The sequence below is a fragment of the Sodalis sp. (in: enterobacteria) genome (assembly GCF_036327475.1).
In the GTDB taxonomy this organism is placed as follows: Bacteria; Pseudomonadota; Gammaproteobacteria; order Enterobacterales; family Enterobacteriaceae.
On record NZ_CP132913.1, the window covers coordinates 1,105,393 to 1,118,701 of the forward strand.

Annotated in this window: 9 protein-coding genes and 4 pseudogenes; 3 read left to right on the forward strand and 10 right to left on the reverse strand. The window is 54.5% G+C overall.

Annotation, left to right across the window (positions count from 1 at the left end; all coding sequences use genetic code 11):
• Positions 1-195 precede the first annotated feature (195 nt).
• Entirely contained in the window at positions 196-789 is a 594-nt protein-coding gene (locus GPOALKHO_RS06045; protein WP_406701695.1) for a YhgN family NAAT transporter, read from the forward strand.
• A 92-nt stretch (positions 790-881) separates the two neighbouring features.
• Here the strand turns inward: GPOALKHO_RS06045 and GPOALKHO_RS06050 are convergent, their stop codons facing one another.
• Positions 882-1,028 (reverse strand): hypothetical protein, encoded by a 147-nt coding sequence (locus GPOALKHO_RS06050; protein WP_406701696.1) that lies wholly within the window; start codon positions 1,026-1,028, stop codon positions 882-884.
• Between the two features lie 466 nt (positions 1,029-1,494).
• Positions 1,495-2,295, reverse strand: a complete 801-nt coding sequence (gene yigL, locus GPOALKHO_RS06055) for a sugar/pyridoxal phosphate phosphatase YigL (RefSeq protein WP_406701697.1) — start codon at positions 2,293-2,295, stop codon at positions 1,495-1,497.
• Positions 2,296-2,411: 116 nt separating this feature from the next.
• On the opposite strand from yigL, the gene GPOALKHO_RS06060 reads away from it, so the two are divergent.
• On the forward strand, positions 2,412-2,594 hold the full coding sequence (locus GPOALKHO_RS06060; protein WP_406701698.1) for a hypothetical protein: 183 nt from the start codon (positions 2,412-2,414) through the stop codon (positions 2,592-2,594).
• Positions 2,595-3,177: 583 nt separating this feature from the next.
• On the opposite strand, the pseudogene GPOALKHO_RS06065 reads toward GPOALKHO_RS06060, so the two are convergent.
• From GPOALKHO_RS06065 to GPOALKHO_RS06080, 4 genes and pseudogenes are all read right to left on the reverse strand, one after another.
• Positions 3,178-3,667: pseudogene (locus GPOALKHO_RS06065) on the reverse strand (LysE family transporter).
• Between the two features lie 112 nt (positions 3,668-3,779).
• Positions 3,780-5,606, reverse strand: a complete 1,827-nt coding sequence (gene recQ / locus GPOALKHO_RS06070; RefSeq protein ID WP_406703410.1) for an ATP-dependent DNA helicase RecQ — start codon at positions 5,604-5,606, stop codon at positions 3,780-3,782.
• Between the two features lie 87 nt (positions 5,607-5,693).
• Positions 5,694-6,266, reverse strand: a pseudogene (locus GPOALKHO_RS06075) (phospholipase A); the annotation flags it as partial.
• 234 nt (positions 6,267-6,500) lie between these two features.
• Entirely contained in the window at positions 6,501-6,743 is a 243-nt protein-coding gene (locus GPOALKHO_RS06080; protein ID WP_406703500.1) for a hypothetical protein, read from the reverse strand.
• 111 nt (positions 6,744-6,854) lie between these two features.
• Between GPOALKHO_RS06080 and rarD the strand changes: the two are divergent.
• Positions 6,855-7,713 (forward strand): annotated as a pseudogene (gene rarD / locus GPOALKHO_RS06085) (EamA family transporter RarD).
• Positions 7,714-7,930: 217 nt separating this feature from the next.
• On the opposite strand, the gene GPOALKHO_RS06090 reads toward rarD, so the two are convergent.
• The 4 genes and pseudogenes from GPOALKHO_RS06090 to GPOALKHO_RS06105 form a co-directional block, all read right to left on the reverse strand.
• Positions 7,931-8,272 carry a hypothetical protein gene (locus GPOALKHO_RS06090; RefSeq protein WP_406701699.1) on the reverse strand — a complete coding sequence of 114 codons (342 nt, stop codon included), beginning with the start codon at positions 8,270-8,272 and terminating at the stop codon, positions 7,931-7,933.
• Between the two features lie 129 nt (positions 8,273-8,401).
• Positions 8,402-9,352 (reverse strand): magnesium/cobalt transporter CorA, encoded by a 951-nt coding sequence (corA, locus tag GPOALKHO_RS06095; protein WP_406701701.1) that lies wholly within the window; start codon positions 9,350-9,352, stop codon positions 8,402-8,404.
• 315 nt (positions 9,353-9,667) lie between these two features.
• On the reverse strand, positions 9,668-11,830 hold the full coding sequence (gene uvrD / locus GPOALKHO_RS06100; RefSeq protein WP_406701702.1) for a DNA helicase II: 2,163 nt from the start codon (positions 11,828-11,830) through the stop codon (positions 9,668-9,670).
• A gap of 686 nt (positions 11,831-12,516) precedes the next feature.
• A pseudogene (locus GPOALKHO_RS06105) lies at positions 12,517-13,301 on the reverse strand (tyrosine recombinase XerC).
• Between the last annotated feature and the right edge of the window lie 8 nt (positions 13,302-13,309).

Here is a 13,309-nt window from a genome sequence, read left to right on the forward strand (position 1 = left end):
TGCCGTATGGGTGACAAACTCTTCCGCGCGCTATTTACTGCACAGCGTCAGCGGGATATGCTCTGTCCACCATACAAAATATGGCCGAAGTGTCACAAGTGAAGTTATTCGATTTTAAGCCCTTTTCAGCAGCGGCGCTTATAGGTCTTTCTATGCCGTTGCCGTGGCGGCGTCGCTGATGACTTTGAGGTAATAATGAGTGAAATGATGGCAGCCACAGTTTTGTTATTTCTGATTATGGATCCCTTGGGAAACCTACCCATATTCATGTCGGTGCTCAAGCATCTGGAGCCGAAACGGCGGCGCGTTATCGTCATCCGGGAAATGCTGATAGCGTTGCTTCTCATGCTAATTTTTTTGTTTGCCGGCGAACATATTTTGTCGTTTCTCAGCCTGCGTACCGAAACGGTATCCATCTCCGGAGGAATTATTCTCTTTCTGATCGCTATCAAAATGATTTTTCCTTCCCAGGAAGGTAACAGCACAGGCCTGCCGGCGGGGGAGGAGCCGTTTTTGGTGCCGCTGGCGATCCCGCTAGTCGCTGGTCCGTCTATTCTGGCGGCGCTTATGCTGCTATCGCATCAATATCCACTGCAAATCAACCAGTTGGTCCTGGTTTTACTCATCGTCTGGAGTCTGTCGGTCGTCATCCTGATGTTGTCCAACGTCTTTCTGCGCTTGCTAGGGAGTAAGGGGGTCAGTGCACTTGAGCGGTTGATGGGGTTATTATTGGTCATGATCTCGACGCAGATGCTCCTTGACGGCGTACGCGCTTATTTGCGCACTTAGGGGCGAGAGACCACATCGTCAATAACTAGACCGGACGTAACAACCGCCCTCACGCTTAAGAAGCAGCGGTCGGTCGATCGCTAAAACCCAGCCTAGCCGGCTGGTGTCGCAAAGCGCCACTGCTCGTGGCGCGGCGGCAGACCGGTTTGCGTCGGCAATATCCAAATCTGATAGAGATGCAGGAGCGTATCGTTACGAGTACTGTATTCGGAGTGCTGTATCCCGGTCCCGACGCTCATAAATCTGCACCTGATCGCCCATATCCCGGCAAGCAACCGTTTCGGACAGCGTATAGATCAAATCTCCATGTCTTTGTGGAGGTAGGTGCTAAAGCCTTCATCGGGGCATAAAATAAATCAGTATGATAGTAGTCTGTAAAGGAAAAACTATGCCGACTGGTCAGTCAACCATATTGGGCATAGCCGCGGTCGTTAGAGACATGTACAAAGATCATATTCAATTATCCTCACTATTTTCCTCCAGTCCTATGCGCGGCACAGCAGAATGACAGCGGAAAATATCACCGCTAAGTTCAAAAAAAAAATCGATGAAATGATAGGGCGACAGCGGACTAATGAGGGCTTAAAAAGCCAGCGCGCAGGATGGATGAAATCACTGGAAGCAATGTGAGTAATGTCGTGCTCCTGTGTCAGTATCGTAATGGCCGGCATAGTATATCATTCGAAGTTGCAAAGCATTTTATTCCTATCCCAAATACATCGCCCGTAGATATCGAGACACAGCATCATCCTCATTACTGCCGATAACGTCCAGGGTCGGCAAGGTGTCCTTTAGACGCTGCTGAGCATTTTGCATAATACAGCCCTTGCCGGCCATCGCCAGCATTTCTTGATCATTCATCCCATCACCGAAGGAGATGCAATCCTTAAGTTGATATCCGAGCAGGCCGGCCACCTGCCGCAGCGCGTGCCCTTTGGAAACCTCGCCAGCCATAACCTCCAGACAAACCGGTAGAGAGAAGCTGACGTTGACTCGATCGCCCCAGCGGGCGTTGAGTGCCTCTTCCAACACCAGCAGTCGCTGATGGTCATTGCAGGTGAAATACACTTTGCAGATGCCGTCGGTGGGCAGCTCGCCCTGATGATACACCTGATATTTGAAGGTAGATTCGCGGAAAAAATCTTCCTGATCGGCGCGATTACGGTTCATAAACCATCCATCATTTCGAAAGACATTCGTCAGAATTTTCGGATCCTGATGCACTATACTGAACAACTCCATGGCGATATCTTCATCCAAATTGTGAGAGAAGATCAGCTCGCCAGCGGTGTTGTGTACCCGTGCTCCGTTAGAGGTGATCATATAGGCATCGATTTCCAGATTGGCGCGCATCTGCGCCACGTCCACGTGATGACGGCCGGTGGCGAACACGAAGTGGATCCCGCGTGCGGTCAAGAGTTGCAGGGTTTGTTTGGTGTAGGGGGTGAGTCGATGAGCCGGTGAGAGCAGTGTGCCATCAAGATCGGACGCAACAATATGGAACATGGGGCGATAAAACCTCTGGTGTACGCGGCAAAACCGACGCCGCAGATTGATGATGCCGTATTAAAGAAATCAGCAAGTAAAGCCCGCGCGCAGCGGGTCAGACTCGAATAAATTTCATGATGCGCGCCCGTAATCGTTATCAGGCCGTTATTCTCACAGGGATGACCCTTCAGGGCTATCACCTGGCAGAACGCCCGATGGCTGTGGTTATCCACGATTTTGTCTTCTCCAGCCTGCGCCAGCACTTGCTTCCCGACCAGTATCCTTTCGTTCATCCAGTGGTAGGTGGCGCCGCCTAGCTGTATCTCTGGATAATCGGCGTAGTATCGCAGGTGCGGCGTTAGCGCTCTGGTCGCTGTGCGTCAGCATGTTGTCCATGAGCGATAGGGGTCGCCAGGCGCCGATGCCTACCACATAGCGTCGCGCATGGCCGGCCACAGTTCCGTCCGCCACCCACTCTAGAATAAGCTAGGCCGCCAGCGTGGCATCCAGCAACCGCAGACCGAATATCGGCGCACACAGCACGGCAGGGTCCTGGCTACTCCGCCAGGAACAGCGCGAGAATGACGCCGCCCATGGAGTGCGCCAGCGAAAAGTGTCCGCGGTGGTCAGCTAGTTGGACAATCCGCTACTATCCGCTACTAGAAGTGGTCGAAGTCGCTGACGTAATCGGCGAATTGCAATACGTAACCGCAATATCACATCATAGCCGCACTGGAACAGATCATAGGTCACTTCGGGATATTTGGTATAGCTTTGATGCGAAATTCGCCTTCTTCTCGCCCGCGCCAAAAATTCGGCAGTTCGCCATTGACGAGGCGAACTGCCGTTCAGGGGTTAGCCACCGGGCATTGCACACTCGGCATATTGTCCGGCAGCACCTTAGCGCGACACAATAAGGTTAACACCGAAGCCGGCAAACAATACGCTGGCCACACTATCGATCCAGCGCGCCAGACGCTAAAACTGCGGTGCATCGCCGGCAGGGTAAACACCACCGCTGAAAACCACAGCAGGGTTTCGCTCAGAATATTCCAACGGGCGCTGGCGTCGCCGAAGAAGAGTGAAAATACGCTGCTGAAATAGATAACCGCCTTGATTTGATTGGCAAGATTAGTGAACAGGCCGCGTTGCCAACCCATCTAACAAAGGCACGGGCCGCCGCCAAAGGTAATAAGGTTATGCAGCCGGCCACAGCTCAAAAGTAGATGCAACCTCAGCAGCGCTACCGTTGCTCCAATGGCCAGCCAAAGGGTACACACCACGACACCATACATCACCTGACAGCGGTTTGCGAAGCAAAAAAATCCAAACCTGAAGACATCAGGGCGATTAAATGTACCAGCGCCACGGTGGCAAACAGCGTTAACATACTTTCCTGCTCCTGAAATAAAGCGCCGGAACATCGTGCCACGCGCGTCAGTAGGTAACTGTCCCACTGTCCCGATGCTCGCCGCGCGGCGGCCGCCCCGGCTCTGGCGCGCTTAGCGCACGGGCCGGGGCGGATCTTCGTCGGACAGGTGTTCGCGGATAAGGGCCAGGAACGGAAGCCCAAAACGCTCCAGTTTACGATTCCCCACCCCGTTGATTCGTAGCATTTGGTCGCTGTCTATGGGCAATTGCTCTGCCATTTCCAGTAGCGTAGCGTCGTTAAACACTACATAGGGCGGGACGTTGGCGTCGTCTGCCAGAGTTTTGCGCAGCTTACGCAGTTTGGCGAATAAGGGGCGATCGTAGTTACCGCCGTAGGTTTTTGGGGCCGCGCGGGTTTTTAAATTAGTTACCTGCGGCTCCGCCAGCATCAATGCCACATCTCCCCTGAGCACTGGCCGCGCAGATTCGGTCAACTGCAATGCCGAATGCTGAGTGATATTCTGACTGACCATCCCAAGGTGGATCAATTGCCGCAGCACGCTTATCCAGTGCTCATTGCTGCGGTCGCGGCCGATACCGTATACCGGCAGCCGATCGTGCGCGTTTTCACGAACACGCTGGCTGTTGGCGCCTCTGAGCACCTCAATGACGTAGGGCATACTGAAACGCTGCCCAACCCGGTAAATACAGGAGAGCGCTTTACGTGCCTCCTCCAAGCCATCATAGCGCTTTGGAGGATCAAGGCAAATATCACAGTTACCGCACGCCATTTGACGGCCTTCGCCAAAATAATTCAGCAACACCAGCCGTCGGCAGGTCTGTGCCTCGGCAAAAGCGCCCATAGCGTTTAGTTTATGGCGCTCAATATCTTGCTGCTGGCCAGTGTGTTTTTCTTCCAGGCAGCGCCGCAACCAGGCCATATCCGCCGGATCGTAGAGCAAGATAGCTTCGGCAGGCAGACCGTCGCGACCGGCGCGACCGGTTTCCTGGTAGTACGATTCGATGGTGCGCGGGATATCAAAATGCAGCACAAAGCGCACATTGGGCTTATTAATCCCCATCCCAAACGCTACTGTCGCCACCACGACCTGCAAATCATCGCGATGAAACACCTCCTGCACCTGGGCGCGGCGCTCGCTTTCCAGGCCAGCGTGGTACGCGGCCACGTTGACGCCGCGGCTTTGCAACCGCGCACTGAGATCTTCCACTCGCGAACGGCTGTTGCAATAGACAATGCCGCTCTTACCGCGCTGACTCTGCACAAAGTGCCAGAGCTGCTCAAACGGCTTGTATTTCTCTACCAGCGTGTAGCGAATATTGGGGCGGTCAAAGCTGCTGACCTGGATCAGCGGATCACGCAAATCTAGCAAACGTAGGATATCCTGCCGTGTGGCCTCATCTGCTGTGGCAGTCAGCGCCAAGAACGGCAGCGTCACAAAATGGCGTTTGATTTGCCAGAGCGCGCGGTATTCTGGGCGGAAATCGTGTCCCCATTGCGAAATGCAGTGCGCCTCGTCCACCGCTATCATTGCCAGCCGCCACTGCTGTAGTTGCTCAAGCATGTTGTCCATCATCAAACGCTCGGGCGCGATATACAGCATCTTAATGCGCCCACTGCGGCACGCGGCCATCATCTCGTGCTGCTGTTCGCGACTTTGGGTAGAATTCAAATAGGCCGCCGCCACGCCATTGGCCAGCAGCCGATCGACCTGATCCTTCATCAGCGAAATTAGCGGTGAAACTACAAGTGTCAGCCCATCCATCACCAGGGCGGGGATTTGATAGCACAGTGATTTACCGCCGCCGGTAGGCATTACTACTAGGCAGTCGCGGCCTTTCAGAACAGCCTGAATGATCGCTTGCTGGCCCGTCCGAAACTGCTGGTAGCCAAAGGTGTCGTACAACACCTGCTCCGCCAGCGTTTCTCGCTGGATCATTTCCGCGGTAGACACATATGCTCCAACTTTATCTTCAGACGGACGCCGCAGGGGCGTCGTTGTTAAGTCCTTGTGAATTACATCATATCATTTGGCATAATCGATTAGCGACTCGCCATAGCCGCTAAACAGCTGGATATAAAAACGCACATGGCGGTTGATAGGGTGGTTTCAGCCCAGTTGCGCGCCGCTGTAGCCGCTGATTCAGTTATAGTACCCTTCCGCGCTGAAGATACTCTTACCCAGGTATAACCTATCTTCAGTCGGTAGTGGCCCATGTACTTGATAATATCGTGGTTATCGCTACTGCCCGTTAGTGTTTTGCGCCATTAGCGCGTATGCGCGCGGTTTCAGCTGCGCGACATCGGATCTGATCGGATCTGAAGGGCCATTGGATTAATGGTTCAGACCTACCTCCACATCGCGCAAGGTCCAACCTGCGAAATCATAATCCGTTGCCAAGTCAATGAACAGCTTTTGGGCGTTATTGGCCCAAGTCGTGGCTGCTTATCGCTTGTTTGTTGATGTTGGTGTAGGTGTAAAACAAATAGTTGCTCTTGTACGGGTACGGCGTGAAAGGATTGTCGTGCTCCTGCAACAGATTGGCATTCCCTTCACCGCCGGTGTATCGTGGATCTTCTCAACCGTGGCTTCCTGTGCGGTAAACTAAAGTCTGCGCATAAAATATTCTCCGAAAGCGCGTAACCCATCAATCAACACAAGAATTCAAAGCTAATCATTTTATACGCTCCGGAAATTTTCATTTAGGGAAAATTACCTAAAGTGACTGCGACCGTCCGAGACTAGTAAGCGATAATAATTAAGCATACTATAGGTATATAATTTTCCTTACCCCGCGTGGTAAACATTGCCCCAATCCTGAATTAATTATATCTACAACCCCCCTTTACCGCCGATCACGCCAGCCGTTTGATCGAGGATATCTTTGTTTATTGCAACCGTGAATGAGGTCTGAAGCTTACACAACATGAAAACGATGCCACACAACGTTATCGCCTCGGTGCTGGACGTCGCAGCCGGCATAACCTGCATCACCGCGCATTGCTGCGCCAGCCCGCATTGTCGGAGCAGAATCTGCGGCATCGATTGACGCACATGGAAACGATTGACATGCACGTGGATTATTTTCGCGTGGCGGAGATGCACAAAACCGCGGCATCATCTCGCTACTGTCGATACAACTTATTTGCTAGGCTGATCAATGCACTAAAACACCGCCCTCAAGGCATGCTGTGCGCCCTCGGTGCTACTTTATTGTGGTCTGGTTCCCGCCTATTTCAAATTGATAGATTACGTATCCGCCAACGAAATCCTCGCACACCGTATTTTGTGGTCGGCGGTGTTTATACTGGTATTGCTGACCCGGGGCCGCCGCTGACCGTAGGTGCACCGGACTTTTCGCCACGGCAGATTGCTGCTGGCCCCAGCGCTGACCTCTATGCTAATAGGCAGCAACTGGCTGTTGTTCATCTGGGCGGTCAATCACCACCATATGTCAGAAGCCAGCCTCGGCCACTTTATCAACCTGCTGGCCAATTTTGCTCGGTATGCTGTTTCTGGAAGAACGTTTCCGACGATGGCGATGGCTGGCGGTCGTGCTAGCATCCGCCGGTATGCTGGTGCAGTTGTGGATGTTCGGTTCACTTCCGCTTATCGCCCCTTGAAGTGGTGCTTACCTTTACCATATGGTATAGCCTGCTGCGAGAAGATTGGCATCGATGCCCAAACCGGCATACTGGCTGATAGAAACCCTCTGACGGTTGCCGTTTATCTGTTTTCGTCATCGACACCCCAACCATTCACCTCGGCGCCAACGCCTGACATTTTTAATACGCTTCTGGCGAGCGCGGATGTGCTGACCACTATGCTACTACTGCTGTTTACCACCACCGCTAATCGTCTGCGGCTGTTGACGATAGGATTTTTCCAATATCTTGGGCCGGCGCTCATGTTCCTGTTGGCGGTGAGCTTTTGTGGCGAGGCGTTAAGCGCTGATAAACTTTATACTTTCGCCTTTATCTGGCTGGCGCTCGGCGTATTTATCGCCACGCCCCGCTGGCCAGAAAGGCGGCCACAGACTGCCTAATGCTGCGTCAGCCAGGCGATTGACTGGCCTGGCGCCAGACGGAGGTGTGCGAGATAAAACGCGCCATCGCTGGTCCGACCAGTAAAACGGCGAATAAACGTTGGCTTTGCATCACCATGAAACCGATGTTAACCTGACTGCCGGTGGCGATAATCGCCGCGGTATACCAACCAGACTGCTGGCCAGATAAGCGGTCAGCAGATCCACCGGCAACAGTTTAGTCAACAGACAGGTCATGGAATCGTACAGTGTTTTCAGCGCTAACAGCACGATAGCACAGGTGAAACGCAAGCCGACGCTCAAGCCAATACAGGTCAGTGCTAATAACTTGCGGCGTCAGCGTGCCGCTGGCGTGCAGCGCTGCGCCGGCCACCATTAGCAGCAGTGAGGCGGTGAAATACGCAGCCGTCGGCCGAATACCGCCCCACGGCCGCCGCCCTAGTGTGGCGCAAAGCGAAGGTTCAGTGGCGGAAACCACTGAACCTTCGGCGAGACCCCCTCTTCTCTCATCGCAATATGCGCCACTGTGGCGGCAGTGTTTGCGACAAACAATACCCATGATATTGCATAAACGCCACCAGCCGCATATCGGCGTTAAAATCGCCCGCCGGCGCCATGCGATAGCATGGGTTCACGGTAACACACCAGGGATAATGGAGCTTGCCGCTCTTTCCACCTCGGTCAATACTTAAAGCCAGTTTTTCCGTTTGAAATACAAATACGGCGCTAGCCCAGCCAGTATCATTAACATAATGGCGCCGGGGTAGCCGAAGGACCATTTCAGCTCCGGCATAAACTCGAAGTTCATTCCATAGCTAGAGGCGACCAGAGTCGGCGGCAGGAATACCACCGACACCACCGAAAATATTTTAATAATGCGGTTCTGCTCGATATTGATAAACCCCATCGCCGCCTGCATCAGGAAATTCACCTTCTGAAATAGCGATTCATTATGTGGCAGCAGGGACTCAATATCGCGCAAGATTTCCCGCGCCTGCTCCAACTGGCCCGACGGCAGCCGCGCCTTGCGCACCAGAAAATTCAACGCCCGCTGAGTATCCATTAGGCATAGCCTGACCTTCCAGCCTACATCTTCCAATTCGGCGAGAGTCGAGAGCGCATTATCATACTCATCGCCCTGGTGGCCATCCATGATGACCAAACTCAGGGCCTCCAGATCGCTGTAAATATTCTCAATTTCGTCCGCAAGTTGCTCAATCTTGGTCTCGAACAAGTCCAGCAGAAGCTCATAAGCGTTGCCGTCAATCAGCGTCTGGCCGCGAGTTCGCATCCGATACAAGCGAAACGCCGGCAGCTCCCGCTCGCGCAGGGTGTAAAGCCGGCCATCGCGGATGGTAAACGCCACGGTGGCGTTGCCAGCGTGATCCTCTGCGTCGGCATAAAAGAAAAAGGAGTGGATATGCAACCCGTCCTCGTCCTCGAAAAAACGGGCTGACGCTTCGATGTCCTCCAGCTCTAGACGCGTCGCCAGGCTCTGACCCAGCTCGTGCTGCACCCGTTCGCGCTCATCATCGCCTGGCTCGATCAAATCAACCCATACTGCCTCGGATAGAGTTCCCAGCTCATCGGCGTCAAGACGCGATAAACGATGGTTTTCCAGTTGAAATGCGTTAAGCATACGCCCTCGTTTCCTTCACAGTAACAAACAGGAAACGCATTAGATCACAGAAATACGGGGTGAGGAGTCACCGTCGAGTTTCAGACCGTCAAAGATCCGACTCCGCGCGACACTAAATGCAGGTCGCTGACAACCACTGAGGCAGTCAGCACCAGAGGTAGCCTTAGTGGATGTACCTGATAAACAGATTATCGGGCCAGTATCTACTGGGGTGTCCAAGGCGCAATCCTCTCCAATAGTAGTGCGCGCATGTTACGCCGAGAAGAAAAAGGCTGTCAATACGTGAGAAAAGCAAATAGTAGGTACGCGGTGGCATTAAACGGTTTCCAGTCGGGCGTAAGTCGCCACCAGCCATTTAATACCATGGCCTTGAAACGCGATTTGTAGCCGGCTATGCTCGCCGCTGCCTTCCAGATTCACCACTGTACCCTCGCCAAATTTCGGATGACGTACTCGCTGGCCGAGGATGAAACCGCTATCGTTTTTGCTCAGCGACGCGCCTAGGCTCTGCTGGCTGGCCGGACGGGTTATTCTTGCGCGCAGCCGCACTTCTTCCACGCAAGACGGTGGTAGTTCACCAACAAAACGCGACGGCCGATGATAGGCCTCTTTGCCGTACCGCCGGCGAGTCTCCGCATAGGTGATGGTCAGCTTGTCCATTGCGCGAGTAACGCCAACGTACGCCAAACGTCGCTCCTCCTCCAGCCGCCCGCCCTCGTCCAGCGACATTTGGCTGGGGAACATCCCCTCTTCCATGCCAACGATAAACACTTGTGGAAACTCTAGCCCTTTGGCGGAATGCAGCGTCATCAATTGCACCGCATCCTGATGGGCATCAGCCTGACCCTCGCCGGTTTCTAGGGCGGTATGGGATAGGAACGCCTGCAACGGCAGCAGATTCTGATCTTCATCGTTGTAGTTGAATTGGCGGGTGGCGGTGACCAGCTCTTCCAGGTTTTCGATACGCGCCTGGCCCTTTTCACCTTTCTCCTGCTCGTACATGCTCCGCAGACCGGAATTTTTGATCACCAAATCGGTTTGCACATGGAGCGACAACTCCGCCGTCTCTTGCGCCAGCACATCGACAAGCTCCAAAAACCGCTGTAGTGCGGCGGCGGGGCGGCTGGCCAGCACGTGCTCGGCAAGCAGCACCCGACTAGACTGCCACAGCGTCAACTGCCGGTCGCGGGCGGTCTGGCGCACCACGTCGAGGGTGCGATCACCGAGTCCGCGCGTCGGCGTATTAACCACCCGCTCATAGGCGGCGTCATCGTTGCGGTTGGCGATAAGCCGTAAATAGGCGAGTGCATCCTTGATTTCCTGGCGCTCGAAAAAGCGCATGCCGCCATAAATTCGGTAGGGTAGGCCCGTTTGCAGTAGCGCTTCTTCCAGCACGCGCGACTGGGCGTTACTGCGATAGAGAATGGCGCAGTTATTGAGCGCCATACCCTGCTCCTGGCTCACCTTGATGCGATTCACCACGAAGCGCGCCTCGTCCAATTCGTTAAAAGCGCAGTAAAGGGTAATCGGTTCACCTTCGGCGCCTTCTGTCCATAGATTTTTGCCCAGCCTACCGCCGTTGTGGGCGATAAGGGCATTGGCAGCCTGTAGGATATTGCTGGTAGAACGATAGTTCTGCTCCAAGCGAATGATCTTGGCGCCGGGAAAATCATCCAGAAAACGCTGGATATTCTCCACCTGCGCGCCGCGCCAGCCGTAAATCGATTGGTCATCGTCACCAACGATCATCACATTGCCGCCATTGCCGGCCAGCATGCGGATCCAGGCGTATTGGATTTGATTGGTATCCTGAAATTCGTCTACCAAGATGTTGGTGAACCGCTCGCGGTAGTGGCGCAAAATATGCGGCTTGTTCAGCCACAGCTCATGGGCGCGCAGCAGCAGCTCGGCGAAATCTACCAACCCGGCGCGGTCGCAGGCTTCCTGATAGGCCTGATAAATACGCTGCCAGGTCGCCTCCATAGGATTGCCGTAACTTTTCATATGTTGCGGGCGCAGACCCTCATCTTTCTTGCCGCCGATATACCACATCGCCTGGCGCGGCGACCACTGTTTCTCATCAAGATTCATAGTGCGGATGAGGCGTTTCAACAGACGCAGCTGATCCTCGCTGTCAAGGATCTGAAAATCATGTGCCAGATTGGCATCTTGATGGCAGGCGCGCAGCAGGCGGTGGGCCAGCCCATGGAAGGTGCCTATCCACATTCCGCCCTGGCTGGCGCCTACCAAATGTTCGATACGATGGCGCATTTCCGCCGCCGCTTTGTTGGTGAAGGTCACGGCCATCACCGAATAGGGTGAGCAGTTTTCAACCGACAACAACCAGGCGATACGGTGCGCCAACACCCGGGTTTTTCCGCTACCGGCGCCAGCCAGCACTAGTAAATTACCGCGTGGCGCCGCCACGGCTTCCTGCTGCTTGTCGTTCAAGCTGTTGAGGAAATCAGAAACGTCCATACATAGGTGGCCTTTAACATGCGAATGGAGAATGCCGTCCAGCGACGGATACTGGTCATTTATACAGAGTCAGTGGTGATTATAGCAAGGCCGTCAGGGATGCCAACCGCGAAATTTCCAGATGCGGTAACAGACGCGCATCCGGCGGCGGCAAAATTACTGTCGCGATCGTTAATCCAGTAGGCCAGCATCCCGTAGTGAATGGTGCCGTGACATCCGTCTCAAAAATCGTCGCCCATGTGCAGAATATTACCGGACGGTGCATTCAACCGCGCCGCCGCTCTTGGCGAGACCGCCCGTGTCGGTGCGCACAATACGGCGGAAATATGACGGAATATGACGGAATATGGCGGAAGTAGCCAGTCAGTCCGCCGGCTTCGTGGGAAGTATTGCCGCTAGTTATCGCTACCAGCAGCCAGCGTACTGTGGGTTTCCACCGGTACATCTATCTGACTGCGCCATCGCAGGACCACCTCCATGGCGACATCGGCGCCAACGAGAGCGCCTCGCGCTTGCTGAATTCCGTGTTACGCATCGCCAGTTCGATCGAGCGCCAGCGCCAAAATGACTTACATCGTGGTAAATCTCCGGCTCGCGCTGGCGCAACTCGCGGCACAACCGTTCCCAGACAACGTAGCGCGGGATTGATATTGCGAAATTGCACCGACTCGTTTCGGTATGGGCAATCACCGGCCGATTACCGTAGAGCATATCAGCTCTCGTAGAGGTGATAGAAATGCATCAGGTTTCCTCGTTTTGGCTCGTGGGTGCGCGGCACTGTACACCGATGCCAGATACTGGAAATCAAGGTGAGTGTAGATCTGGGTGGTGTTGAGATTGGCGTGGCCCAGTAGCTCTTGCACCGCACGCAAATCGCTGCTCGACTCCAGCATGTGGGTAGCGAAGGAGTGGCGCAGCTTATGCGGATGGACGTGACTATTGACTCCCTGCTTCACGCCCTCGTTCGGCAAAGCGTTTCTGCACATTACGCGCGGAAATACGCCCCGTGCTGGGCGATAAACACCGCGTCGTTTTGAGGCACGTATTGGTCACGCAGCGCCAGCCAGCGCGTCAACCAAGCCACGACTGTAGCACCGATGAGCATTTTCGTTCTTTAATTGCCTTTACCCACCACCCGCACTTCGCCGCCGATAAGACAACGTCTGCGCAATTGAGGCCGACAAGCTTCGCCAGCCGTAGCCCGGCGCCGTAAATCACCTCGAGCATCGCGCGGTCGCGCGGCGCCAGAGGAGGAGGCAGATGCCGGCCGTAGCCCGGCGCGGAAACACTTCGCACCGGGGTTGCACCCAACTGACCGATGCCCACCAGCCAGTCAAGAAACTGCGCAGCGCGGAAGCCGCAGCGCCAGACTGGCGGGCTGTAATCCCTGGCGCTTACTGCGGGTGCCCAACGCTCGCACCTGCCTTACATCCACTTGCCGCCATTCCGTAAGTCCCATCTCGGAAGCCATGACGATTA

What these genes read in the sequence shown, in the direction of transcription:
- GPOALKHO_RS06045 (WP_406701695.1), top strand. Translation starts at nt 196, where the DNA reads ATGAGTGAAATGATGGCAGCCACAGTTTTGTTATTTCTGATTATGGAT.
- yigL (WP_406701697.1), bottom strand. Translation starts at nt 2,295, where the DNA reads ATGTTCCATATTGTTGCGTCCGATCTTGATGGCACACTGCTCTCACCG.
- GPOALKHO_RS06060 (WP_406701698.1), top strand. Translation starts at nt 2,412, where the DNA reads ATGATGCGCGCCCGTAATCGTTATCAGGCCGTTATTCTCACAGGGATG.
- GPOALKHO_RS06050 (WP_406701696.1), bottom strand. Translation starts at nt 1,028, where the DNA reads ATGAGCGTCGGGACCGGGATACAGCACTCCGAATACAGTACTCGTAAC.
- GPOALKHO_RS06090 (WP_406701699.1), bottom strand. Translation starts at nt 8,272, where the DNA reads ATGGGTATTGTTTGTCGCAAACACTGCCGCCACAGTGGCGCATATTGC.
- corA (WP_406701701.1), bottom strand. Translation starts at nt 9,352, where the DNA reads ATGCTTAACGCATTTCAACTGGAAAACCATCGTTTATCGCGTCTTGAC.
- uvrD (WP_406701702.1), bottom strand. Translation starts at nt 11,830, where the DNA reads ATGGACGTTTCTGATTTCCTCAACAGCTTGAACGACAAGCAGCAGGAA.
- recQ (WP_406703410.1), bottom strand. Translation starts at nt 5,606, where the DNA reads ATGATCCAGCGAGAAACGCTGGCGGAGCAGGTGTTGTACGACACCTTT.